The organism is Microbacterium proteolyticum, assembly GCF_030818075.1.
GTDB classification, from domain to species: domain Bacteria; phylum Actinomycetota; class Actinomycetes; order Actinomycetales; family Microbacteriaceae; genus Microbacterium; species Microbacterium proteolyticum_A.
In genome coordinates this window covers 3,711,658-3,736,248 of sequence record NZ_JAUSZZ010000001.1, presented here as the reverse complement: position 1 = coordinate 3,736,248, position 24,591 = coordinate 3,711,658, and the positions used below count along the sequence as shown (strand labels likewise).

Sequence of the window (24,591 nt, the reverse complement as noted above, 5' to 3'; positions counted from 1 at the left end):
CCTTCGTCTGCCGACGGTGGCGTCGTCTCAGGCGTCCCCGTGACGTTTCCAGTTGGCGGGCAACGGCGCGAGCTGCAGGCGGGTGCGATCGGCACGGAAGGCGTCGAGCGCCCACTCGAACGGCATCCCCGCGTCGTCCCAGGCGATGCGGCGGAGCATGAGAAGCGACGCGCCCCGATCGACGTCCAGCGCATCGGCCTGCTCGGCATCCGCTGAGACACCTTCCACCGTCTCCTCCGTCCTGCCGATGCGCAGAGAGAAGGCATCGCGCAGCAGGGCGTACAGCGAGCCCGACAGATCCGCGCGTTCGACACCGGGGAAGCGCGCGGCCGGGAGTACCGATTCGTCGAGCGACCAGCTCATGCCCTTCACGCTGCGCAGTCGCCGGATCCGCACGACGGGTGAGCCCGGGTCCAGGCGCAGAGCGCGGGCCTGCGCGGGGCTGGCCTTGACGACGTCGCACCCCCGGACCGTGGTCGTGACGTCGTACCCCTGCTGACGCGCGATCGCCGGCACGCCCAGGGTCGTGTTGACCTGCCGCTGCAGCTTGCCGTCGTCGGCGAAGACGCCGCCGGTGCGGCCCATCGCGCGACGCACCTCGTTGCCCGCTTCGAGACGGTCCAGGGCCCAGCGCAGAGCGGCCCGGCTGACGCCGAACCGCTCCGCGAGGCCACGCTCGCTCCCGAGGCGCTCGCCGGGGAGGAACGCGTTGGCCGTCATCCATTCACGCAGTCGCTGCTGCGCGACCTCCCCGGCCGAGCCCGTCGTCATGGGTCAATGTTCGACCACCGACAGGGCCTCGTCCAACGCGTCGATGACCGGATCGATGTCGGAGGACTGGAAGGCCAGCGGGGGTCGCAACTTCAAGACATTGCCGTGGGGCCCGGCGACGGAGGTCAGCACGCCCCGTCGGCGCAATTCCTCGAGGACCCGCAGTGCCGCCACGGTCGCGGGCTCCTTGGTGTCGCGATCGCTGACGAGCTCGAAACCGATGAACAGTCCCGCCCCGCGCACGTCGCCGACGAGCGGGTGCGTCAGCGCCAGCATCGACAGGCGCTCGAGGAGCTCCTCGCCGACGCGAGCGCTGTGCTGCATCAGGCGCTCCTCCTGCAGCGTGCGCAGCACCGCAGATGCCGCGGCCATCGATACGGGGTTGCCGCCGAACGTGTTGAAGTACGGCAGGTGGTCGCTGAAGGCGGCGAGCACGTCGCCCCGGGCGACGAGGCCCGAGACCGGCATCCCGTTGCCCATGGGCTTGCCGAGCGTGACGATCTCGGGGTCCAGACGATGACGGTCGAACCCCCAGAACGTCTCGCCGGTGCGTCCGAAGCCGGGCTGCACCTCGTCGGCGATCACCACGCCGCCGCCCGCCCGAACCGCAGCCGCCGCGTCGGAGAGCATGCCCCGCGGCCCGGGGAGCACCCCGTCGGAGGAGAGGATCGAGTCCACCAGCAGGCCGGCGACACCGTATCCGTGCTCGTCGAGGTCGGCGATCGCGGCGCGCACGTCGGCGGCGAACCTCGCACCCGCGGCATCCCCCTCCCGGTAGGTGTCGGGGGCGGCGACCGTTCGCACCTCCGGGGCGAGGGGCTGGCCCGATCCGAGGGCCGGCGATGCTCCACTGGTCAGGTCGCTCGTGCCGTGGTACGCCTCGGCTGTGACGATGATGCCGCGGTGGCCGGTGTACTGCCGCGCGACGCGGATCGCCAGGTCGTTCGCCTCCGAGCCCGTGCACATGTACATCGCCCGATCGATGTGCGCGGGGAACGTCTCCAACAGGCGTTCGGTGTAGTCCACGATGGTCTCGTGCACGTAGCGGGTGTGCGTGTTCAAGCGGGACATCTGCTCGGTGACCGCGGCGACGACGGCCGGGTGGCAGTGGCCGAGGCTCGCGACGTTGTTGTACATGTCGATGTACTCGCGGCCCTCCGCGTCCCACAGGCGCGCACCCTCACCGCGCACGAGGTGCACGGGCTCGCGGTAGAACAGGCGGTACGCCCCGCCCAGCACGCGCTGACGCCGGCCGATGAGCCGCTGCAGGTCGGTCTCGTCGCCGTCGGCGGCGAACCCGCGGAAGCTGTTGGCCTCCATGATGCTGGAGCCGCTCATCGCGCCACCCCCTCGGCAGCGACGATCTTCTCGTCGATCGGCTCGGACGGCATCCGGTTCCAGCTCGGCGCCAGGATGAGCGCGGCGACCACCGTCGCGCCGCCGAACACGAGGAACAGCGTCGACCCTTCGAAGTAGCCGGGGAGCAGGCCCCCGAGCACGGCTCCCACGGCGCCGGCGCCGTTGACGAAGCCGATGGATGCCGCGGCGGAGTCGTCGGTGCCGAAGTCGACCGCAGCGACCGCGGACACGACCGAGTCGGCGCTGTACAGGGCGAAACCGAGAGCGGCGAACATCAGTGCCAGACCCCACACCGATCCCGTGGCCGTGAGCGGGTAGAACAGAGCCAAGCAGGCGGCGGTGACCACGAGGGCGATGACGGCCACCGGAGCGCGTCGCGCGCCGAAGAGGGTGTCGGAGACCCACCCGGCCACGATGGGAGCGGCGAGTCCGGCGACGCCGAACGTGACCGGCAGCACGATGGCCGACAGGAAGTCGAGATCGGGGATGCGTTCGACCGCGATGATCGGGCCCCACAGCAGGATCGCGTATCGGGCGGGCTTGAGGAGGAAGTACACCGCCCCGAGGCGCACGACGTCGCGGTTGCGCAGAGCGTCGCGAAGAGCCTGGAAAGTGGAGCGGGTGCGCCGGGGAGCGGGGACCGCGTCGCCGGTGGTGTCCACGGCGCTTTCACGAACGAGCCCGGCGTCCTCGGGGGCGTTGCGCTGGAAGATCGCGAACAGCACGGCGACCGCCGCCACGATGAGCGCCGCCGCGATGAAGGCGGCCCGCCACGAGTCGAACACGGAGTACGCGAACCACCCGGCCAGGGGTGCGCCGACGAGTCCGCCGAAGACATACGTCGTCGACCAGAACCCGATGACGCGCCCGCGCGTGGCGGGGGAGAAGAACTGCGACACGTTCTTCAGCAGGGGTCCCCACCCTGACGACTGCGCGAGGCCCTGGACGATCACCAGTGGCAGGAAGAGCACGAGCGCCGGCACGACGCCCATCAGCAGAGCCGCGGCGGCCGAGCTGATCAGACCGCCGATGATCACGACACGTGCGCCCCACCGGTCGGCGATGCTCCCCCACACGAACTGCCCCACGGCGTAGGCGATGAGGTAGGCGGCGTCGAGGTTGCCCAGCATCTCTCGGGTGAGGAACTCACTGGCCGTCGGGTCGTCCAGGATGCCGAGCTTCGCTGCCGACATCGCCTGTCGGGTCACGTAGAACGCGGCGTAGGCGATCCAGGTGATCGCGAAGATGCGCACCTGCCAGTGCCGAACGGTGCGCATGCGGTTCGCCGCCGTTCCTCTCTCAGCCGTCAAGGGCGTGTCGGTCATGGGTCTCAGCTCCTCCGCCCACGCCGTCGGTCGGGTGGGTCGGCACGACGCTAATGGTCGATTTTCGCGCGTCCCGGGGCGGTGACGAGGCTCTTACAGAACCGACCCCAACCATTTACGCCGGGGGCCCGCCGACGGCGACCATTTACGTCCGAGTGACAATCCGACGCTCTCTCCGCGTGAACACCCGCCGTCTCCGACAGCCGCGGAGCGCGGTCTGCGGCGGCTCGGGACCCGTGCCCGCTCAGGCCTGAACGCGGAAGGAGCGCCCCTCGAACGTCACGACGTCGCCGACCTGCAGCTGCCGACCGCGGCGGCGATCGATCTCGCCGTTGACCTCGACGTAGCCGTCGATGATCGCCTCTTTCACGTCGCCGCCGGAGTCGAGCATGCCGGCGTACTTCATGAACGAGCCGAGGCGGATCATCTCGCTGCCGACCGAGACGTCCTGAGGTGCGGGGGAGGCCATGCCTCCAGCATGACAGTCTTCACGCGACGGGCGACGGCTCCGCGGGGCTGCTCCATCGCGCCGGCACGTCGCGCATGAGGAACGCGTGGTCGAAGACGGCGGAGCCTCGGGGCAGGGCGTCGAAGAACGACGACGCCAGGTCGGTGACCTCGAGCGGGTCGACGCGCCAGGCGTCGGTGTCGAGGCGCAGGCCCTCGAGTGCCCCCGACCGGGATGGCGACCATCCCACGGGGTCTTTCCGGAAGAACTCCGAGGACTCCTCGAGGGTGGTGAACAGCTCGCTGTGGAAGGCGACTCCGGGGCCGCGGCGAGCATTCATCCGCACGCGGAGATCTTCAGCGTCGACGCGGGCGTGGATCTTGCCGTCGGTGTCGCGGAAGGTGACGGAGGCGCGCGCATACAGGCCGGGGAAGACCCGCCCGCCGGCCGCCCGGGCAAGTCGCGAGGCACTGTGGCGACGCGGGATGTAGACCCCCGTGTGCCGCCCCGTCGCGTTCTCCCATTCCACCGCGATGCGGTGTGCGGTGCTTCGGCTGGCGAGGCCGATGGCCGGGCGAATCGCTGCCGGGCGGAAGGAGTCGAGCCGGATGAGGCAGACGCCCGCCACCGCGCTGCCATTGATCAGTTGAGGGTGCAGCCCGTCGGGCAGAAGGCTCTGCGCGATCCCGGGATCCACTCGATAGTTCACGAGTGCGCGGCGAGTGATGACGGCGGCCATCCGCGGCGTTCGAGGTGCGCCCGTTGCCCGGACCGTGCGGTCGAGTTCCGTTGTCATGTCCACTCCTTTGCTTATTAGCGAAGAAGCTACACAGTATTTAGCGAGAGTGCTAGATTGGATGCCATGAGCGACGCGGCATCCGACATCTTCGCCGCCCTGGCGCACCCGACGCGACGCCAGATCCTGCAAGACCTCAAGGATGGCGAGATGGCGGCCGGCGAGATCGCCGCGCGGTTCGACGCCAGCGGCCCGACGATCTCGCGTCATCTCGGAGTGCTCCGCCAGGCGGGACTCGTGACCGAGCGTCGGGATGCCAATCGCATCCTGTACTCGCTGGTGGGGGAGCGCCTCGCGCTCTCGGTCGGGGACTTCTTGTCGACGGTCTGCCCCGAGCAGATCGTGCTGCGCGAGGTGCGCAAGCGACGGCCCGCGGCTCGAGGCAAGAGCGCGCCGGTCGAGTCGTAGCCGCCGCACCGGACTGCGGCACAGCATGGGCCGTGTCTCCGCGGGAAGTGGACGCGACGGCGGGAGTCGAACCCGCCACGCCTCCGGTTATGAGCCGAGGCCCGGGACCGCCCGGATCGCCGCGATGTGACCCCACGCTAACCCCTCCGCCGCGCCGGAGCACCGAGCGTTTCGAGAGGTGACGGCATATGTCGTCGTGTGGCGGACCGGCGTCCGTCGATGATGGCGCGCGTCGAGTGCTCGAGGTGGGCACGGACGGCCCGCTCGGGGTCTGCCAACGCCGCCGCGACGTACGCGCGATGCTCGGCGGTGAGGGAGCCGGGCGCGTACGCAGGCCGCACGTGCGTCAGCAGCAGGTGCATCTCCGAATCGAGCCGGCGGTACTCCTCGGCGATGCGCGGCGATCCGGCCGCCTCGACGAGTGCGAGGTGCACGCGGGCGTGCGCGGCCAGCGTGGCCGGCCAGTCGCCCGCCGTCTCGGCCGCGGCGAGGTCGTCGAGCGCTGCGTCGACACCGGGGGGATGGATGCCGACCTCCCGCACGATGCGCAGCGCCTCGGTCTCGAGGGCGCACCGCAACTGCTGCAACGCGACGAGGGCATCGTCGTCGAGCAGCGCGACCCGCACCCCACGGTAGGGCTCAGCCGTGGCGAGGCGCTCGGCGGTGAGTGTCGCGAGTGCCGTGCGCGCCGTGTGTCGCGAGACGCCGTGAATCGCGCTCAACTCCTCTTCGCGCAGGGGCGTGCCCGGGGCGAGCTCACCCGACAGGATGCCGGTGCGCACGGCGTCGGCGACCAGGTCTGCGGCGCGTGGCCCTGTCGGTGCGGCCGGGCGGGGAGCGGCGGCAGCCTCCGTCGCGCGGCCGGAGGCGTCGCGGCGCTCGTTCGTGCCGGGGTCGTGGGCCCCGCCGCGGGTGGGTCCGGCGTCGCGGAGCTCGTCCGTGCCGAGGCCGTGGGCCCCGCCGCGGGTGGGTCCGGCGTCACGCGCGGGCCGTGGCATCCGGGACCTCCTCACGCCGCCGCGGCGGAGCCGACACCACGGCGAGGCCCACCGCGATGAGCGTCAGGCCGAGAGCGCCGGTCGGGGGTGAGCTGCTCGTGCAGCACGAACAGGCCGAGCAGCGTCGCGGCGAGCGGTTCGGCGAGAGTCAGCGTCGAGACCGTCACGGCCGTCAGTCGCGCCAGGCCCCAGCCGAACAGCAGGTACGCGACCGTCGTCGTCACCAGGCCGAGCCAGAGGGCGAGGCCGAGGCCGTTCGGTGTGAAGAGCCACGACGACCCGGCGATCACCAGCACCGGCACGCTGGCGACGGCGGCCACGCCGAAGACGGTGCCCATGACCCGCGTGGAGTCCCACCCCCTCTCGATCAGCGCCTTCCCGCACACCGTATAGAGGGCGTACGACATCCCGGCCCCCGCGGAGGCGAGCAGCCCGCCAGGGCCCAGGGCGATCGACCCGCCGGTCACCCCCGACACCAGCACGACGCCGGTGAGGGCGATGGCGGTGGCGAGCATCCAGCGCGTCGAGGGTGCGCGGCGAAGCCGCACGGCATCCACGATCCCCGTCGCGATCGGGGCCGACCCGAGGGCCACCACGGTTCCGATGGCGACGCCGTTCTCGCGCGTGCCCAGGAAGAAGAGCGGTTGATAGGCGAGCACGCCGATCGCTCCGACGGCGACCAGGACGGCGGGAGAGGCGCTCGTCGTCGTGCGCGCGGGAGCACGCGTCTGCCTCGCCAGGGCGAGGAGACCCAGGATGCCGCCGCCCACCACGATCCGCGCGGCGCCGACGGCGAGGGGCGAGGCGTCGACGCCCGCAAGGGCCTGCGCGGTGCCCGTCGTGGAGAAGCACAGGGCCGCGGCGAGCACGGCGAGGGCGGGAAGCATGGATGGATTGTTACACAATCTCGGGAGGGGCGTGCCCCGACCGGCGGTCCGTCGGCCGGACGTCACCCAACCGCGCGGTCATCACGTGCCCCTCCACAACGAGGCCTGAACGCCACCGACCGGATCGCGCGGTCAGGTCCGCCCGGACATGGCGGGTACCGTAGGTGCATGGCGACGACGGCGGGGCGAGGCATCCTGGCCCTGGGCGTCATCGGAATGCTTCTCGTCTCGGGGGCGATCCTCGCAACCGTCGTCGATCCCTTCGCCCGCGAACCGGTGACGGTCGACCCGATCACGGAATGGTCCGCGCGTCTCCTCCTCGTCCTCGGCGCCGCTTGGCTCGGCATCGGCATGGTCGCAGCGCGCACGCGGCTGGTGCGTCGCCCGGGCGCCGCCGCCGCGCGAGCGACATGGATCGCTTCGACGAGGCCGTGGCGGGCGCGCGAATCCAGCCTCGGACTGCTTCCTCTCGATCGCTGGCTCATGATCCTGGTTCCCGCGGGCGTCCTCGTCGGCACGCGCGTGGTGCAGAGTCCTCGAGACGGCCTGGGCAGCGTCGCGCTGGCCGTGCTCGGCTGGTTGGCCTTCGCCGTCGCCGTGCGGCTCCTGCTCGGCCGGCGCTCGCCGTGGCCCGTCATCGCCGCGGTCGGCGGCGCCATCGTGATGCGGTGCGTCGTCGCGCTCACCGCGATCTCGCTGTCGGGTCCCGACGGATTCTGGCCGGAACTCTGGTCGGCGCCGGCCGTCCGCATCCTCTACCTGACCGTGGCCTTCGCGCTGGTGGCCTGGGTGTTCGTCGTCGCCGGATGGTCCCTGGCCGAGCAGCTCGGGCGCCGCCGCGCGACCGGTGTCGCCCTCGCCGGAATGGGGGTGGCGTACGCGCTTCCCGCCGTCACGATCGCGGTGATGGGGGCGGGCGACGCATTGCGGTCGTGGAACGAGCGGATCGGCATCCTGCCGTGGGATCTCGCACGCCTGGCCGGGGGACGCGACGGCGCCATCCCCCTCGAGGCCGTGGTCACGACCGCCGTGGTCGCGACGGTGGTGATGCTCGTCGGGATCCTGCTCGCCTTCCGCGCGCCGACGCGCGGTCGGGCGGTCTGAACCGGGCCGTCAGCGTCCGATCCTCGTGTCGAACGGGCCCCCTCGACCGATCTCGCGCACTTCGGTGCCGAGCGGCATCAGCGACACGGGCACGAGCTTGAAGTTCGCGATGCCCAACGGGATGCCGATGATCGTCAGGCACAGCAGGAACCCGGTGAAGATGTGGCCGAGCGCCAGCCACCAGCCGGCGAGGACGACCCACACGATGTTGCCGAGCAGGGAGCCGAGGCCGGCGGTGGGCTTCGACACGGTCTCTCGTCCGAACGGCCAGAGAGCGTAGACCCCGATGCGGAACGACGCGATGCCCCACGGGATCGTGATGATGAGGATGCACAGGACGACCCCCGCGGCGAGGTAGCCGAGGAAGAGCCAGAAGTCCGACAGGACCAGCCACAGGATGTTGAGGATCAGTCGCATGGGTCCATCTTCGCGTCGGCGGCTGAGTGGCATCCACGGTTTGACAGGGTTCGCCTAACCGGGTGAGACGGCCCGCGCAAGCGCCCCTCGCGTGGCACCCCGCCCGGTCTAGCGTGGAGCCATCGAGGGAAGGAAACCCCATGTCTGACGTCACCCGCGCTACGCCGGAACGCCGCATCCTGTCGAGCTTCAGCGACTACACGGGTGCCCAGGCGGCTGTCGACCGTCTGTCCGACGCCGGATTCCCCGTCGAGCACACCGCCATCGTCGGGCACGGCGTGCGCATCGTCGAGCAGGTCACCGGACGACTGACGCGTGCACGCGCTGCGGGGCTCGGCGCCGCGTCGGGCGCGTGGTTCGGCCTGATGATCGGCGTGCTGCTCGGACTCTTCAGCCCCGGCGGCTTCCTCGGGCTGTTGCTGCTCGGCCTCGTGCTGGGCGCTGTGTGGGGTGCGGTCTTCGGCTTCATCGGCCACGCCTTCACCGGCGGCCGGCGCGACTTCTCGTCGGTCCAGGGGTTCGAGGCCGAGCGATGGGACGTGACGGTGGATGCCGAGCACTTCTCGCGCGCCCAGTCGCTGCTGTCGTCGGGCGCGGCGGGCGAAGCGCGGGCCTGAGACCGGCCGAGCGTCAATCCGGCGTTCTGGGGCGACGGAAGTGGCCCCGGGGCGTCACAGGTGGCCCCGGGGCCACCCCGCGAGTGCGTGCGTAGCGGTCTGAGCCTCACCGGGGCCGATGTCGGAGGCCCCGCCTAGACTTGAGCACGCCATGACCGACGCCTCCACGCCCCTCATCGTCGGCGGTCCCGCACCGTCTGACGCCCGTCCCGACGCCGACCTCCTCCAGGGGCTGAACGGCCCCCAGCGCGAGGCCGTCACCTACCGCGGTCAGGCGCTGCTCATCGTCGCGGGCGCGGGGTCGGGCAAGACGAGCGTGCTCACCCGGCGCATCGCGTCGCTGCTGCGCACGCGCGAGGCGTATCCGAGCCAGATCCTCGCCATCACCTTCACGAACAAGGCGGCGGGCGAGATGCGCGAGCGCGTCCACCAGCTCATCGGTCAGAAGGCCGACGGCATGTGGATCTCGACGTTCCACTCCGCGTGCGTGCGCATCCTCCGCCGCGAGGCCGAGCAGTTCGGTTTCACCAAGGCGTTCACCATCTATGACTCCGGCGACTCGCGCGCGCTCATCAAGCGGCTGGTCAAAGAGCACGAGGGTGACTCGTTCGGCCTCACCCCCGCGGGCACGCAGAGTCGCATCTCGAAGCTCAAGAACGAGCTGGCCGATGCGGAGTCCTATGCGCGCTCCGCCAACATGAGCGACCCGGCCGAGCGCGTGTTCGTCGAGATCTTCTCCTCGTACCAGCGCGAGCTGCAGCGGGCCAACGCCTTCGACTTCGACGACCTCATCGCACAGACGGTCTACCTCTTCCGCGCCTTCCCCCAGGTGGCCGACGTGTACCGCAAGCGGTTCCGCCACATCCTCGTCGACGAGTACCAAGACACCAACCACGCGCAGTACGCCCTCATCCACGAGTTGACCCGTCCTGTCGGCTCCGACGCCGAGCCGTTCTCGGTGGGCGGCATGATGATCTTCGAAGCCGACCCTTCGACAGGCTCAGGGACCGAGGGGGGCCCGGCATCCCTCACCGTCGTCGGCGACTCCGACCAGTCGATCTACGCGTTCCGCGGCGCCGACATCCGCAACATCAGCGAGTTCGAGCGCGACTACCCGGGGGCGAAGGTGGTGCTGCTCGAGCAGAACTACCGCTCGACGCAGAACATCCTCTCGGCGGCCAACGCCGTCATCGCGAACAACTTCGACCGCAAAGACAAGAAGCTCTGGACCGACGTCGGGGCGGGTGACCCGATCATCGGCTTCACCGGCTACTCGCAGCACGACGAGGCCCAGTTCGTCGCCGATGAGATCGAATCCCTCCACCGGAGAGGCATCGACTACTCCGGCATGGCGGTGTTCTACCGCACCAACTCGCAGTCACGCGCGCTGGAGGAGATCTTCATCCGGTCGGCCGTGCCGTACAAGATCATGGGCGGCACGAAGTTCTACGAGCGCGCCGAGATCAAAGACGCCCTCGCCTACCTCGTCGCCGTCGCCAACCCCGCCGACGGCATGGCCGTCCGCCGCATCCTGAACCGCCCGCGTCGCGGCATCGGCGACGTCACCGAGACCGCCATTGCCCGCTATGCCGCCGAGCACGGCATCACCTTCCGCGATGCCCTGGCCAACTCGGCGCAGCTCGGCGTGGGCCCCAAGCTGCAGAAAGCCATCGATCAGCTCGACGCGGTGCTCACCGAGGCCACGGCCGTCATGCTTCCGGCATCCGGGGAGCTCGCCCCCTCGACGTCGGTCACCGAGGGCCTCACGCTTCTACTCACCAAGAGCGGGTACTTCGATGCGCTGCGCGCCAGCAAAGACCCGCAAGACGAGGCGCGGCTCGAGAACCTCGACGAACTCATCGCCGTCACGCGCGAGTTCGCCCGCAACAACCCCGACGGCACCGTGATCGACTTCCTCACCGAGGTCACCCTGGTGGCGGATGCCGACGACCTCGACGACGCGTCCGGTTCCGTGTCGCTCATGACCCTGCACACAGCCAAGGGACTCGAGTACGACGCCGTGTTCCTCACCGGCGTGGAGGAAGACCTGCTGCCGCACCGCATCTCGGCGAACGAGCCGGGTGGCCCGCAGGAGGAACGGCGTCTGTTCTACGTCGGCATCACCCGCGCCCGTAAGCGCCTGCACGTCTCGCTCGCGATGACCCGCGCGCAGTTCGGCGAGGTGACGGTGGCGATGCCCAGCCGGTTCCTGCAAGAGATCCCGGGCGACCTCATCGACTGGCGGCAGTCTCCGGGCGACGTCAACGGCCGCGGCGGGTCGCAGTCCCGTGCGCTCAATGCCCGCGGGCGCCGTCCCGGCCAGCCCGGTGGTGGCGGCAACCGGTACGGCGACGACCTCGTGCCGCTGCCCAAGCGGGCGCCGGCCGATCCGAGCAAGTTCCCGAACCGCATCCCGGCAAAGGTGCGCGACAACGGCGACATGGTGCTGGCCGCCGGCGATCGCATCCGTCATGACGACTTCGGCGAAGGACGAGTGGATGCCGTCACCGGCGAGGGCGCGAAGCGCGTGGCCCACGTGCGCTTCGACACGGTGGGGCCGAAGAAGCTCCTGGTGAAGATCGCGCCGATCGCCAAGCTCTGAGGCTCCTCCGGCCGGTCGGGTGAAACGGCCCGGCTAGGCTTGCCTAATGGCTCTCTTCTCGCGCCGCAAGAAGTCCGATTCCGACGACGCATCGGCCGACCGCCCCGACACAGCGATCGAACCGGGCGAGCAGCCCGTCGATCCCGCCGGCCCGAGCGACGCCGCTCCGACCGCGCAGGCCTCCTCCGCCGACGCGGGCGCGTCGCCCGAGGCTGCGGAGGTGACGCCCACGGTCGGCATCTCGATGTCGTCGTTCCGCGGTGTCGGCGCCGCGCCCGAAACCCCCGCGCAGGCCTCGACGCCGCCGGTGGCGGCGCGCCCTTCGGCGCGGCAGCCCGGCGCGATGGTCGCCCCCGAAGCGCCCGAAACGATGCCCGGTCTGCGCGACAACGTGCTGCTCAGCAACGCCCTCGCGGAGATCGAAGGTCAGGCCGAGCCCGCGCAGCTGCTCAACGTCGCGCGGCAGCTGCTGCAGGGACACGTCTTCCTCCGCGTCAAGGGCAACGCCCGCGCCCTGATGGAAGAGGGGAAGGACCTGCCTCTCGCCGTCGCCAACAACGGCGACGAACAGCTCGTGCTCGGCTACAGCGGCGGCATGGCCCTGCGAGCCAGCGTCGACGCCGACGGCGACCTCGACACCTCGGCGATGGCGCAGCCCGTGCTCGCGCTGCTGCGCCATATCATCGACGGCCCCTACGCCGGCATCGTGCTCAACCCCGCCGCCGCGAACGGGCGAGCGGTACTGCCCAAGGCGCTGCTCGAGCGGATGGTGGCCGAGGTCGACCCGCAGCTGCGCATCAAGACGGCCCTGTGCGACGAGCGGACGGATGCCACGGCCTCGACCGTCGTCGACGCCATCGTCGACGACGCGCCGATGTGGATCGCCGTCAACCAGACCGAAGAGGGCGGCCCCATGGGAGTCGCCGAGTCGCGTGCCGCGACGGGCGAGCGCTTCCTCGAGGTGTTCTCGCACCCGCTCGAGCTGCTCGCCCTCGGCCGCGGTGACCAGCCGCTGCCGATCCGCAAGATCCAGTTGGCCAAGGCTTTGGCGCAGGATGCCGGGCTCACCGGCATCCTGATCGACGCGGCGGGTCCGTGGATCCGTCTCGAGCGCGACGAGCTCGCTCCGGTCATCGCCCTCGCCGACGAGGACGCCGCGCCGACCGCCTGACGTCCGACGACGGGCCGTTCCCCCACGGGAGCGGCCCGTCGCTGCGTCAGGGGTGCGGCCGGTCAGACGCCGTACATCTCCCCGACAGGTACCGCCACGGGCAGAACATTGCCCGCCGGTGCCAGGGGGCACGCCCACATCGGGTCGTACGCGCACGACGGGTTGTACGCGAAGTTGAAGTCGATCACGACGGTGTCGGGCGTCGCGCCGCGGCCCAGGTCGGCACCCTTGATGGTGTCGAGCAGGTAGCGCCCACCGCCGTACGTCCCGCCCGGACGACCCGCCGCGGCATCCCGAACGGGAACGAACAGGCCGCCCCCGTACGACGTCAGCCGCCACACATCGAGAGACCCCGTGTCGGGCAGCTCGACGCGGCCGATGCGCTCGAAGCCGACCTCGCCGTCGGTGCCGGTCGTGGCGACGAACGACGCCTCGTCAGCGTCGAGCACCGGCACCTCGAAGCGCCAGGCGGCGTCGTAGGGCGCCAGGGGCAGCCCCACGAAACCGTCGCGCTGCTCCGGAAGCAGGGGAGTGGCGGGGTGGTCGGCGAACAGCGCATCGCGCTCGATGCGCCACAGCTCGTGGGCCTCTTCGGGGTCGTCGGCCTCGCGCACGGCGTCGTACAACGCGAAGACGCGACGCCGCCAGTCGACGATGTCGAGGGCGGTGCGGGCAGCGGCGGTGGTCATGCTCCGAGCGTAAGCGGCGGCCGGATGCCGGGACTCGGGGTGGACACGGGGTCGGTGCCGTCTGCGCGCGGGTGGCTCCGGGGTCGGTGCCGCGGTTTGCGCGCGGGTGGACGCGGGTCGGTGCCGCCGTCTGCGCGCGGGTGGCCCTGGGGTGGTGGTGGGGGTCCCGGGGCCACTTTGGTCGCCCCGACTTGTGGTGTTCGGCGCGGTGCACTCGGAGGTGGGTTTGGGGTCGGTGTGCGGGTGGCCCCGGGGTAGTGGTGGGGGTCCCGGGGCCATTTTGGTCGCCCCGACTTGTGGTTCTCGGCGTGGTGCGCTTGTGGGCGGGTGCGCGGTCGGTGTGGGGGTGGCCCCGGGGTGGTGGTGGGGGTCCCGGGGCCATTTTGGTCGCCCCGACTTGTGGTTCTCGGCGTGGTGCGCTTGTGGGCGGGTGCGGGGGCGGTGTGGGGGTGGCCCCGGGGTGGTGGTGGGGGTCCCGGGGCCACTTTGGTCGCCCCAACGCGCCGCGCCCACAACCCGCGCGCGCCCCCCGCCCCGCGCTCGCCCCCGCCCCGCGCTCGCCCCCGTCCCGCGCGCCCCCCCCGCCCCGCGCTCGCCCCCGGCCCCCGGCCCGGCCCCGCGCCCGCGCCTCACCCCGCGCCCCCGCCCCGCCCGCCCCGCCCCCGCCCGCACCTCACCCACCCCGCCCGCAACCCGGCAGACACCGCCCCGGTCCTCGCACTAGCGTCGAGGCATGGCATCCCCCCGCATCACGCTGACCGTGCCGGGCCCCGACGGCGACCGCGAGGTCGGCATCTCGAACCCCGACCGCGTGCTCTGGCCCGAGGTGGGCATCACCAAGCGCGAGCTGGCCGAGTACCTGATCGCCGTCGCCGATCCGTTCATCGCGGCGAACGGGCATCGGCCGGTGTCACTCGAGCGCTTCCCCGAGGGCGTGGGCGGCGAGGCGTTCTTCTCGAAGAACCCGCCGAAGGGTGCGCCGGCCTTCGTGGAGGCCGTGACCGTGACCTACAACAGCGGGCGCCGGCATCCGCAGCTCTTCCTGGGCGAGATCGCGTCGGCGGTGTGGGCGGCGCAGATGAACACCATCGTGTTCCACCCCTGGGCCTCGCTGGCGAGCGACGCCGACCACCCCATCGAGTTGCGCATCGACCTCGACCCGCAGCCGGGCACGGGGATCGCCGAGGCGGTCGCGGCGGCCCACGAGTTGCGCGCGGTGCTGCGCGAAGCGGGCCTCGAGCCGTGGATCAAGACCAGCGGCAACCGCGGGCTGCACGTGTTCTGCCCCATCGAGCCGACGCACGAGTTCCTCGACGTGCGTCACGCGGTCATCGCCGCGGCGCGCGAGCTGGAACGACGGATGCCGGATGCCGTGACCACCAGCTGGTGGAAGGAAGAGCGGGGCGAGCGCATCTTCGTGGACTTCAACCAGGCGAATCGCGACCGCACGATGGCGGGGGCCTATTCGCCCCGAGCCCTGCCCACGGCGACCGTCTCGACGCCGGTGACGTGGGAGGAGCTCGACGGTCTCGACCCGCTCGCGTTCACGGTGCGTTCGATCCCTGAGCGGCTGGCATCCATCGGGGATCCGTGGGCCGGGTTCGCCGAGAAGCCCGGGCGCATCGACACGCTCCTGGAGTGGTGGCAGCGCGATCTCGACAGCGGGCTGGGGGAGCTGCCGTTCCCGCCCGAGTTCCCGAAGATGCCGGGCGAGCCGCCGCGCGTGCAGCCATCGCGGGCGAAGACCCCGGCGGCGGACTGACCCGGCATGATCGCATCTCGCGCGAAGGGATGCCAGCGCACACCCGACTGTTCACCGAACGGTGAGGACGCGAGGCGAACGTTCACCCGCGGGTGACCTGAGATTGGTTCTCACGAGAGGACCGTCCGTCAGCGTGGATGGTGACCGGCCCCCGACGGTCGGTGAATCCCATACGAAACGGAACAGAACACATGAACAAGCGCACGACCGGACGCACGCGTCTGATCGTCATGAGCACCGTCGCGGGCGTCGCCCTCGGCGCCACCCCCGCCGTCGCTGCCTCGGCGGAGACCACGGAGACCCCCGTCCCCCGCAACGTCATCGTCCTCATCTCGGACGGCGGCGGCTACAACCAGTTCGACGCCGCCCGCCTGTACGAGAACGGCACGAGCTACCAGCAGGTGGAGGTCGCACCGAACTCCGGCACAGCCACGAGAATCCCCGGCACCAAGAGCGAGGTCTACGACGACTTCCCCGTGCAGATCGCGCAGTCGCACTACTCCGCGGGCGGTCGGGCCGCCTACTCGCCGGAGCAGGCCTGGGGCGACTTCACCTGGGTCGCCTCGGGTGCGACCGACTCCGCAGCCGCCGGTACCGCCCTCGGCACCGGAGTGAAGACGACGAACGGCACCCTCGGCTTCGCCCCCGACGGCACGCGCCTGCTGACCGTCGGCGAGCAGGCCATGGAGGTCGGCAAGAAGGTGGGCCTGGTCACCAGCGTCCCCTTCAACCACGCCACTCCCGCCGGCTTCATCGCGCACAACAAGAGCCGCAACGATTACCACGGACTCGCCACCGAGATGATCGACTCGGGCGTGGACGTGCTGATCGGCGGTGGACACCCGAACTACACGGATGCCGGCACCTCACGCGCATCGCACTTCGGCGCGGGGTCGTGGATCTCCGAGGCGGACTTCGCGCGCGTCACGCAGGGCCAGACGCCCTTCTCGTACATCGAGAGCAAGGCGGACTTCGAGCGCGTCGCCGACGGCCAGAACGTGCCCGACAAGCTCTTCGGCCTCGCCCGTGTCGCTGAGACGTTCCAGTACAACCGTCCCGGCCTCGCCAACAGCACGGTGCTGCCGTTCACCGACGCGGCGAATGCCGACGTGCCCTCGCTCGCCACGTCGGCGAAGGCCGCACTGAACGTGCTCGAGAAGGACGAGGACGGCTTCTTCCTCATGGTCGAGAGCGGCGCGGTCGACTGGGCCGGTCACGCCAATCAGACCACGCGCATCGTGGAGGAGCAGCTGTCGTTCAACGACTCGGTCGACGCCGTCACCGAGTGGGTCGAGGAGAACTCGAGCTGGGACGAGACCCTCGTCATCGTCACCGCCGACCACGAGACCGGCTACCTCGCCGGTCCCGGCGCCGGTACCGAGAAGGGGTGGACGGCCCTGACCGGCACCGCGGGCCAGCTGCCGAACGTGTCGTGGCACTCGGGCGGCCACACCAATGCGCTCGTGCCGCTGTACGCGAAGGGTGCCGGGGCCGAGGTGCTCACCGCCCGTGCCACCAGCTGGGACTTCGTCCGCGGCGCTTACCTCGACAACACCGACCTCGGCAAGACCATCTTCGACGTGCTCGGGCACGCGGATGCCGAGGGTGACGCCGTCGGCGTCGAGGCGCTGGTGCCCCTGCCCGCTCAGGCCGGTCAGCTGAGCCTCGCGCTCCCCGCCGCCGACGGCCCGGTCACCTTCGCCGGCGACGCGTCGGCGCAGCAGGCCGAGCTGCCGGAGGTCGTCGTGAACGACTCCCGCAATGAGGCGCAGGCTCAGGGCCGCGGGTGGACGCTGTCGGGCTCGGCATCCGCGTTCGTCGCCGGTAACCGCTCGTTCGGTGCCGATAACCTCGCTTGGACGCCGAAGGTCGTGCGCACGGCCGCCGGTGCCACCGCCGGTGGCACCGCGACGCTGGACAAGCCGGCCACCCTCGCCGACGCCGGCCGCGTCGAGCGCAAGGGCGAGACCGTCGTCGCCGCCGACCTGGCGCTGACGATCCCCGCGACCGCTGAAAGCGGCCGCTACGGCAGCGAGATCACCCTCACGCTGTTCGCGAAGGACTGACCCTTCCGGCCGGTGCGCCCTCGATCGGGGGCGTACCGGCTCCTTTCGCGTCGTCGGCGCTCCGCTGGGATGTTCGATCGCCGCACGACCCCGCTTTCCGTTCGTCCCTTCACGACCCGAGGTATCCCGTGTTCCCCCGGACCTTCGCTCTCTCCGCGGCCATCGCTGCCGCGGTGCTGCTCCTCTCCGCCGCTCCCGCCGCCGCCGTCACCGTCGACCCGGCGCCCTCCTCCAGCTCGGCCGCGCAGTGGTCGGTTGCGCCGGCCACCTCCACCGGGCCCGACGGACGCATCTCGCTGCGTCACACGATCGCCCCGGGCGCCGGCATCGACGACGCGATCGCCGTCTCCAACCTTGGGACCGAACCCGCCACCTACTCCGTCGCTCCGGGCGACGGCGTGGTCGGTGACAGCGGCGCCTTCGACATCGCCGCGGGCGACCCGCAGGATTCCGGCGCCTGGATCTCCGTCGGAGGGCTGGATGCCGGCACACTGAGCCTCGCACCCGGCGAGACGCGCGTACTGCCGGTGCGCATCGACGTACCCTCCGGCGTCACCCCGGGCGACCATCCCGCCGGCATCGTCGTGGGGGTCACTCGATCCAGCGACGGCGTGGCCGTCACCAACCGGGTGGGTGTGCGCGTGCACCTGCAGGTGGCCGGTGAGATCGTCCCCGCGCTGCAAGTCTCCGATGTCGCGACGACCTTCACTCCCTCGTGGATCCCCTTCGCACCGGGTGTGGTCCGCGTCGAGACCCGGGTCGAGAACACCGGCAACGTGCGCCTCGGCGCGCTCGCCGCGGTGTCGGGCGCCGGCATCGACGCGGCGGCGCTCGCGGGCGAGCCCGCGGAACTGCTGCCGGGCGACAGCGCCACCCTCGTGGCGGAGACGAATGCGTGGCCGGTCTTCGCGCTCTTCGGGACGACGACGGTGCGTCCGGTCGTGCTCGGCGACGACGCGTTCACCGCGCCGGGCGTCGTCGACGAGAGCTTCACGACCGCGGCGGTGTCGTGGTCCGGGCTCGCTGTCGTGGCCATGCTCGCCGGCGGGATCGCGGTAGCGGTGGTCACGCGTCGTCGCGGCCGGCGCGACGTCCCCGCGGGTGCCGAGACCCCCACCCCGGGCGAGGCGACGACCGGATCGGCCGAGCATGCGAGGGCGGCGGCGCGGTAGCGCGCGTGCGCCCGTCCTGCCTGCATCGGCCGGGACGATACGGCTCGGCGGCGCGGGTGCCCCGGCCCGGGTCGGTGCAGCCCCCTCGCCTGAGGGGTCAATTTTTGTCGCCTGCGCGTCGCCTCAGCGACAAGAATTGACCCCTCACGCAACACGCGCGGCGCGTGACCCGCGAGGCAGCGCCGGCCCTCGCGCGAGCGGTCACGTCCTGTTGCTCCCGCGTCGGGTGTGCCGGTCGCCGATGGGCAGCGGGGATGCCGACGAGGTGCAGGCACGGGCGCCGGTCCGCCTTGGACAGAACGGAAGCCGCCCGGGAGGCGGCAACGCCGCGTCCCTGGCCTCAGCCGGCGCGGATCACCGGCGGCGGGCGCCACTGAACCGGTGCGGGCGGGGAGCACGAGCCCCGGGTCTCAGTCGAGGACGTCGCCGAGGTCGTACGAGCTGACCGTCTCGAGCTGTGCGAACGTGCACGAGCGCGCCTCGCGGTCGGGGCGCCACCGGTCGAACTGCACGGTGTGGCGAAATCGCATCCCCTCGAGCTGGTCGTAGCGCACCTCGAGCACGAGCTCCGGGCGCAGGCGCACGAACGACACGTCTTTCGACGCCGAGAAGCGGGAGCGATCGGTCTCACCGACGACCGCCTCACCCTCGGCATCCCGTTCGACGAGAGGGGCGAGCTCGTCGATCAGTTCGCGCCGCCTCTTGTCGGTCCAGGCCGACACGCCGCCCACGCCGTGCAGCCGGCCGTCGTCGTCGTGGAGGCCCACGAGCAGGGAACCGACGCCTTCGCCCGACTTATGGATGCGGTAGCCGAGAGCGACGACGTCGGCGGTGCGCGCGTGCTTGATCTTGAACATCGTGCGCTTGTTCGGCGCGTAGGGCTGCGCGAGGGGCTTCGCGACGACGCCGTCGAGCCCGGCGCCCTCGAACTCGGCGAGCCAGCGGCGGGCCAGGTCGGGGTCGTCGGTGGTGCGCGTGACGTGCACCGGGTGGGGGACGCCTCCGAGCAGGTCTTCGAGCTGCGCGCGGCGCTCCGAGAACGGCTCGTTCTGCAGGTCGCGGTCGCCGCGGGCGAGGAGGTCGAACGCGATGAACATCGCCGGTGTCTCCTGCGCGAGCATGTTCACGCGGGATGCCGCCGGGTGGATGCGCTGCGACAGGGCCTCCCAATCGAGGCGCTGTGCACCCGGCTCACCCCGCGCGACCACGACCTCGCCGTCGATGAGGCACGGCTCCGGCAGCACCTCGGCGAAGGCCGCGACGAGCTCGGGGAAGTACCGGGTGAGCGGCTTGGCGCCGCGGCTGCCGATCTCGACATCGGTGCCGTCCCACGACACCAGTGCCCGGAACCCGTCCCATTTGGGTTCGTAGCTGAACCCGCCGGCGACCTTGGAGTGCTCGGGCACATCGGGCACCGACTTCGCCAGCATCGGCGCGGGGATGTCGTACGGCACGGTCAGGCCTTGCTCTTCGTCTTCTTCTTCTCGTCCGCGTCGTTGGTGTCGGCGAACGGGACCGGGTCACGGCGCTTCTTCGGACGAGCCCACTCCGCAGGCTGATCGGGACCGTTCCAGACGGTGACGATGCCCCACGCCACGGCCGTCAGTGGAACGGCGAGCAGCGTCCCCAGGATCCCGCCGATCGCCGTGCCGCCCGCGAGCACGACGAGCACGACGAACGAGTGCAGCTTCATCGAGCGGCCCATGAGTACGGGCTGGAGGAAGTTGCCCTCGAGCTGGTTGACCGCCACGACGATGCCCACGACGATGAGGGCCACGATCGGGCCGTTGGTGACGAGCGCGACGAGCGCGGCGAGGATGCCGGCGGTGACGGCACCGACGATCGGGATGAACGCGAGCAGGAACACCAGCACCGCGAGAGGCAGCGCGAGGGGCACCTGCAGGATGGCGAGACCGATGCCGATGCCGACCGCGTCGACGGCCGCGACCGAGGCGGTGCCGCGCACGTACGATCCGAGCACGGTCACCGTCTTGTCGCCGATGCGGCGGGCCCGGTCGTAGTCGGCACCGCGGAAGGGTCGCAGCACGAACTCCCACATGCGCGGGCCGTCTTTGAGGAAGAAGAACAGGATGACGACCATCAGCACCAAGCCCGTGACGAACGAGGCGATCGCGCTGACCCCGGCCAGTGCGCCCGTGCCGAACTCGGAGCTGGTCACGAAGCTCTGGATGCCCTGCACCGCCTGATTCACCTGCTCGGGTGAGATCGCGAAGGGCAGCGTGTGGTACCAGTCCTGCGCCCGCTGGAAGCCCTCGACCGCCTGCGAGCTCAGATAATCCCACTGGTTGATGACGGCGTTCGCAACCAGCCAACCGAGCGCGCCGAGTACGGCGACCACGGCGAGCAATGTGAGCAGGGTGGCCAGTACCGCGGGTACGCCCTTGCGCCTCATCCACATGGTGACGGGCCCGAAGGCGGACGCGAAGATGAGCGCGAGGATCAGCGGGATGATTACCAGCGTCAGCTGCCGGATGCCCCAGATGAGCCCCGCGACGAGCACGACCACCACGATGATCTGCACGCCGCGCACCGCAAGGCGGCCGAAACCGTCGGCCCAGAGGGTACGCGGCGGACCCGGATCGGCCGGCACGACGGCGGGGGCGACGACGGTGCGCGGCTCGGGACGGCGAGAGAACAAGCTCATGGGATGACGTTAGCGGCGGCCTCCGACATCGGGCGCGCGGGTTGCGCGCCGCGAGGGCGGGGATTAGGCCGCGAGAAGGTCGGCCGTTCCGTCACGCGGCACTCCGCGAGACAGGAGCGCCCACGTCGGGGCGAGGAGCGGGCACACCCCCGGCACGGGCTGCTCCCCCCGGCATCGAGGGTCGTCAGACGAAGGCGCTCACCCCGGTGATGTCGCGCCCGAGCAGCAGGGCCTGCACGCTCTCGGTGCCCTCGTAGGTGTGGATGGCCTCGATGTCGGCCATGTGCTGCATCACGCCGTTCTCGAGCAGGATGCCGTTGCCGCCCAGCAGATCGCGGGCGATCGCCGCCACACGACGAGCCGCGCGGGTGTTGTGGTACTTCGCGAGCGACGCCTGCGTCGGCCGCAGACCGCCCGAGGTCTCGAGGTCGGCCAGACGACGGCAATACAGCTGCATCGCGGTCAGCTCGTCGAGCATCTGCGCGAGCCGCTCCTGCACCATCTGGAAGCGCGCGAGGGGCTTTCCGAACTGCATGCGCTCGGTGGCATACGTCCGGGCGATGTCGTAGCAGGCGGTGGCGTGACCGAGCGCCGACCAGGCGACACCGGAACGCGTGGCGAACAGCACCCGGGAGGCATCCTTGAAGGAATGCGAGTCGGGGAGCACGGCATCCGCGGGTAGACGGACGTCGTCCATCGCGATGTGCGCCTGATGGATGCCGCGCAGCGACACCTTCCCGGTGATGACGGTGCCCGTGTAGCCCGGGGTGTCCTGCTCGATGAGGAAACAGCGGACGTTGCCGTGGTCAGCGCCGCCCTCGTTCTCGACGCGGGCCCAGACGAAGGTGATGCCGCCGGAGGCGCCGTTGCCGATCCACTTCTTGGTGCCGCTGAGCGACCAGCCCTCGGCGGTGCGGGTGGCGGTGGTCTCGAGCGAGACGGAGTCGGAGCCGTGGTCGGGCTCGGTCAGCGCGAACGCGCCCAGCACCGTTCCCTCGGCGAGGGGGCGCAGCCACCGCTGCTGCTGCTCGGGCGAGCCGAAGAGCGCGAGGGTGCGCAGGGCGAGTCCGCCCTGCACGGCCAGGGCGGTCGCGAGCGAGCCGTCATGGCGCGAGACCTCCATGTTCACCAGACCCGCCGCCAGCGGCGAGGTGTGCGGGAGCTCGGGGTGCTCGATGCCGTCGGTGAAGAGGTCGAGTTCACCCATGCGTCGAACGAGCTCGATCGGGTAGGTCGCGGCATCCCACTCGCCCTGCATGCGCGTGCCGACCTCGTCGGTGAATGCCTTCGCGCGGCCCCACACGGCGCGGTCGGCGTCGGGGATGTCGGTGAACACCGCGTAGTAGTCGGTGTCGCGGCGGCCGAGCAGGTCGTAGTGGGCGACTCGCTCGCCGGGGAGCGTGCGGGCATCGACGTCGATGGTCATGGGTCCCAGTATCGCGCATCTTGGTACTGAGTGTCACTCATCGCGTCGACGTGCGCCGAACGCTCGGCGAGGGCCGCGCGGTAGGGTCGCGGGCGTGACCTCGCTGACCTTCCTCCCTGCGCTCGACAACCCGCACCTGCTGGCCGAACCGGTCGCCGCCGCTCTGCTGACACTCGACCCCGAGACCGCCGCGCGCATTGAGGTGGCCGAAGTCGACCCGGCGCTGGCCGACACGGCCGCATTCTGCGCGGCCTACGGACAGAGCCTCGACATCTCGGCCAACTGCATCGTCGTGCAGGGCACGCGCGGTCCGGAGACCCGCACCGCCGCTTGCCTCGCCCTCGCCACGACCCGCCTCGATGTGAACGGGGCCGTGCGCAAGCTGCTCGACGCGCGCAAGGCGACGTTCGCCCCCATGGATGCCGCCGTGTCCGCGACGGGGATGGAGTACGGCGGGATCACCCCTCTCGGCATCCCCTCCGACTGGCGTCTGCTCGTGGACGCGCGCGTGGCGGCACTGCCGCGGGCCGTGGTGGGCGCCGGCATCCGCGGTGCGAAGCTCTTCCTGCCCGGTGAGGTGCTGGCATCCCTCCCCGCAGCGGAGGTGGTCGACGGCCTGGCGAAGCCCGTCGCCTGACGTCGCGGCGGAGCGGTCGCCCGCCATCGCCTCCCTCGGCGTCCGGGCGTCTCGGACACTCAGCCGAGGGGATCGCTGGGCGTCCGGGTGTCTCGGACACGCAGCCGAGGGGATTGCCCGGCGTCCGGGTGTCTCGGACATGCAGCCGAGGGGATCGCTGGGCGTCCGGGTGTCTCGGACACGCAGCCGAGGGAACCGCTCGACGTCCGGTGTTCCGCACACGCAGCTGAGGGGATCGCTCGGTGCTAGACGTGCGCAGAGGCGAAATTCCGGAGCGGGGTGGAGCGACCGGCCTCAGTCGCCCAGCGAGGCACGCAGGCGCCGCGCGACCTCCGCGGCGGGCATGCGGCGCGGGAATGCGGCGACGATGAGGTCGTCGCCCGCGGCGTCGTCGCCGTCGGAGTGCACGCCGTAGCGGCGGAGGGCGTCGTCGAGTGCGCGTCGCAGAACGGATGCCGGCACCCGGGCGCCGCGCATCAGCCGACGCAGCACGTGGTTGTGCACCGCCGTGACGAGGGCCGCGAAGCCGACGGCATCCAAGGGGTCCAGGCCCGGGAGGGCCTCGCGCAGGTACTGGTCGAAGAGGCGCTCGTAGCGGAAGACCGTGACGATCTCGCGGTCGCGCAGACCCGGGATCTCGCGCACGATCTTGTACCGGCGGCGCGCGAGCTCGGGGTCGGCTGCGAAGTGCCGGAACACCCGCACGGACGCTTCACACACCGCCGCCCAGGGGTCGGGGTGCGTCTGGGCGAGGAACGCGCGGGTCTGCGCGAGCAGCACCTCGTGGTCGGCGAAGACGACGTCTTCCTTGCCGCCGAATTGCCGGAAGAACGTCGAGCGCGACACCCCCGCCGCCTGCGCGATCTGCTCGACCGAGGTCTGGTCGTACCCGTGCTCGGCGAACAGGTCGATCGCGGCGGCCACGACCGCCGTGCGGCTGAACGGAGCGGCGCTGTCGGACACGAGCCGAGCATATCCGCGGCGCGCCCGGCGATGCGGCCACGACGGCGGGCGGGCGGCGGCGCGTCTCGGGTGAGCCGGCGGTGCCGCGCAACGGAACGCCGGTTCGCACGCGGGCGGCGGACGGTTCGCGCGCGGGCTGCGGCGCGTCTCGGGTGAGCCGGCGGCTCGGGCGCAGGCGACCGCCGGTTCGCACGCATAAACGCGATCGGTGCGCAGAAACACGCAGGGAGCGCGTTTCTGCGCACGAATCGTGTTTATGCGTGAGGGGGCAGCGGCCGCCGGCACCGCGGAGCGCACGACAGGGTCGG

22 protein-coding genes and 1 tRNA gene are annotated in these 24,591 nt (G+C 71.3%); 9 read left to right on the top strand and 14 right to left on the bottom strand.

Annotated elements, in window-relative coordinates; genetic code table 11:
• Positions 1-27: 27 nt before the first annotated feature.
• The 5 genes from QE392_RS17315 to QE392_RS17295 form a co-directional block, all read right to left on the bottom strand.
• Positions 28-771 carry a GntR family transcriptional regulator gene (locus QE392_RS17315; protein ID WP_307453912.1) on the bottom strand — a complete coding sequence of 248 codons (744 nt, stop codon included), beginning with the start codon at positions 769-771 and terminating at the stop codon, positions 28-30.
• A gap of 3 nt (positions 772-774) precedes the next feature.
• Positions 775-2,109 (bottom strand): aspartate aminotransferase family protein, encoded by a 1,335-nt coding sequence (locus QE392_RS17310; RefSeq protein WP_307453911.1) that lies wholly within the window; start codon positions 2,107-2,109, stop codon positions 775-777.
• Positions 2,106-3,455 carry an MFS transporter gene (locus QE392_RS17305; protein WP_307453908.1) on the bottom strand — a complete coding sequence of 450 codons (1,350 nt, stop codon included), beginning with the start codon at positions 3,453-3,455 and terminating at the stop codon, positions 2,106-2,108. Before QE392_RS17305 ends, QE392_RS17310 begins: the two co-directional genes overlap by 4 nt.
• A gap of 244 nt (positions 3,456-3,699) precedes the next feature.
• Entirely contained in the window at positions 3,700-3,924 is a 225-nt protein-coding gene (locus QE392_RS17300; protein ID WP_307453905.1) for an RNA-binding S4 domain-containing protein, read from the bottom strand.
• 19 nt (positions 3,925-3,943) lie between these two features.
• A complete protein-coding gene (locus tag QE392_RS17295) occupies positions 3,944-4,699 on the bottom strand; it encodes a DUF2071 domain-containing protein (protein WP_307453903.1) in 756 nt (251 codons plus the stop codon).
• A 66-nt stretch (positions 4,700-4,765) separates the two neighbouring features.
• Here QE392_RS17295 and QE392_RS17290 point away from each other — a divergent pair, with 66 nt between their 5' ends.
• Entirely contained in the window at positions 4,766-5,107 is a 342-nt protein-coding gene (locus QE392_RS17290; protein WP_307453901.1) for a metalloregulator ArsR/SmtB family transcription factor, read from the top strand.
• Between the two features lie 48 nt (positions 5,108-5,155).
• Here the strand turns inward: QE392_RS17290 and QE392_RS17285 are convergent.
• The 3 genes from QE392_RS17285 to QE392_RS17275 all read right to left on the bottom strand — a co-directional run bounded on the left by QE392_RS17285 (position 5,156) and on the right by QE392_RS17275 (position 6,992).
• A tRNA-Met gene (locus QE392_RS17285) sits at positions 5,156-5,231 on the bottom strand.
• Positions 5,232-5,244: 13 nt separating this feature from the next.
• Positions 5,245-6,105 (bottom strand): GntR family transcriptional regulator, encoded by an 861-nt coding sequence (locus tag QE392_RS17280; RefSeq protein ID WP_307453899.1) that lies wholly within the window; start codon positions 6,103-6,105, stop codon positions 5,245-5,247.
• A gap of 11 nt (positions 6,106-6,116) precedes the next feature.
• Entirely contained in the window at positions 6,117-6,992 is an 876-nt protein-coding gene (locus QE392_RS17275) for a DMT family transporter (protein ID WP_307453897.1), read from the bottom strand.
• A 168-nt stretch (positions 6,993-7,160) separates the two neighbouring features.
• On the opposite strand from QE392_RS17275, the gene QE392_RS17270 reads away from it, so the two are divergent.
• Positions 7,161-8,096: a hypothetical protein gene (locus QE392_RS17270; protein ID WP_307453895.1), complete on the top strand. Its 936-nt coding sequence runs from the start codon at positions 7,161-7,163 to the stop codon at positions 8,094-8,096.
• 9 nt (positions 8,097-8,105) lie between these two features.
• Here QE392_RS17270 and QE392_RS17265 read toward each other — a convergent pair whose 3' ends face one another.
• Positions 8,106-8,513 (bottom strand): YccF domain-containing protein, encoded by a 408-nt coding sequence (locus QE392_RS17265; protein ID WP_307453893.1) that lies wholly within the window; start codon positions 8,511-8,513, stop codon positions 8,106-8,108.
• A gap of 140 nt (positions 8,514-8,653) precedes the next feature.
• Between QE392_RS17265 and QE392_RS17260 the strand changes: the two genes are divergently transcribed.
• The 3 genes from QE392_RS17260 (at position 8,654) to QE392_RS17250 (ending at position 12,903) form a co-directional block, all read left to right on the top strand.
• On the top strand, positions 8,654-9,130 hold the full coding sequence (locus QE392_RS17260; protein ID WP_307453891.1) for a general stress protein: 477 nt from the start codon (positions 8,654-8,656) through the stop codon (positions 9,128-9,130).
• Positions 9,131-9,281: 151 nt separating this feature from the next.
• Positions 9,282-11,732 (top strand): ATP-dependent helicase, encoded by a 2,451-nt coding sequence (locus tag QE392_RS17255; RefSeq protein ID WP_307453888.1) that lies wholly within the window; start codon positions 9,282-9,284, stop codon positions 11,730-11,732.
• A 46-nt stretch (positions 11,733-11,778) separates the two neighbouring features.
• Positions 11,779-12,903, top strand: coding sequence for an SseB family protein (locus QE392_RS17250; RefSeq protein WP_307453886.1), 1,125 nt, complete (start codon positions 11,779-11,781; stop codon positions 12,901-12,903).
• Between the two features lie 62 nt (positions 12,904-12,965).
• Here QE392_RS17250 and QE392_RS17245 read toward each other — a convergent pair whose 3' ends face one another.
• On the bottom strand, positions 12,966-13,592 hold the full coding sequence (locus QE392_RS17245; protein ID WP_307453884.1) for a DUF1684 domain-containing protein: 627 nt from the start codon (positions 13,590-13,592) through the stop codon (positions 12,966-12,968).
• 733 nt (positions 13,593-14,325) lie between these two features.
• Here QE392_RS17245 and ligD point away from each other — a divergent pair.
• The 3 genes from ligD to QE392_RS17230 all read left to right on the top strand — a co-directional run bounded on the left by ligD (position 14,326) and on the right by QE392_RS17230 (position 18,592).
• On the top strand, positions 14,326-15,354 hold the full coding sequence (ligD, locus tag QE392_RS17240) for a non-homologous end-joining DNA ligase (RefSeq protein ID WP_307453882.1): 1,029 nt from the start codon (positions 14,326-14,328) through the stop codon (positions 15,352-15,354).
• Positions 15,355-15,545: 191 nt separating this feature from the next.
• A complete protein-coding gene (locus QE392_RS17235; RefSeq protein ID WP_307453880.1) occupies positions 15,546-17,420 on the top strand; it encodes an alkaline phosphatase in 1,875 nt (624 codons plus the stop codon).
• A gap of 128 nt (positions 17,421-17,548) precedes the next feature.
• Positions 17,549-18,592, top strand: a complete 1,044-nt coding sequence (locus QE392_RS17230; RefSeq protein ID WP_307453878.1) for a hypothetical protein — start codon at positions 17,549-17,551, stop codon at positions 18,590-18,592.
• A gap of 410 nt (positions 18,593-19,002) precedes the next feature.
• On the opposite strand, the gene QE392_RS17225 is transcribed toward QE392_RS17230, so the two are convergent.
• From QE392_RS17225 to QE392_RS17215, 3 genes are all read right to left on the bottom strand, one after another.
• A complete protein-coding gene (locus QE392_RS17225) occupies positions 19,003-20,046 on the bottom strand; it encodes an ATP-dependent DNA ligase (RefSeq protein ID WP_307453876.1) in 1,044 nt (347 codons plus the stop codon).
• 2 nt (positions 20,047-20,048) lie between these two features.
• Complete coding sequence (locus tag QE392_RS17220) at positions 20,049-21,257, bottom strand: AI-2E family transporter (RefSeq protein WP_307453874.1); 1,209 nt, start codon at positions 21,255-21,257, stop codon at positions 20,049-20,051.
• A gap of 184 nt (positions 21,258-21,441) precedes the next feature.
• A complete protein-coding gene (locus QE392_RS17215) occupies positions 21,442-22,683 on the bottom strand; it encodes an acyl-CoA dehydrogenase family protein (RefSeq protein WP_307453872.1) in 1,242 nt (413 codons plus the stop codon).
• A gap of 94 nt (positions 22,684-22,777) precedes the next feature.
• On the opposite strand from QE392_RS17215, the gene QE392_RS17210 reads away from it, so the two are divergent.
• The gene (locus tag QE392_RS17210; protein ID WP_307453870.1) at positions 22,778-23,320 is read left to right on the top strand and encodes a YbaK/EbsC family protein; all 543 of its coding nucleotides are present in this window, start codon (positions 22,778-22,780) and stop codon (positions 23,318-23,320) included.
• Between the two features lie 294 nt (positions 23,321-23,614).
• Here the strand turns inward: QE392_RS17210 and QE392_RS17205 are convergent, their stop codons facing one another.
• The gene (locus QE392_RS17205) at positions 23,615-24,283 is read right to left on the bottom strand and encodes a TetR/AcrR family transcriptional regulator (RefSeq protein ID WP_307453867.1); all 669 of its coding nucleotides are present in this window, start codon (positions 24,281-24,283) and stop codon (positions 23,615-23,617) included.
• Positions 24,284-24,591: the final 308 nt, after the last annotated feature.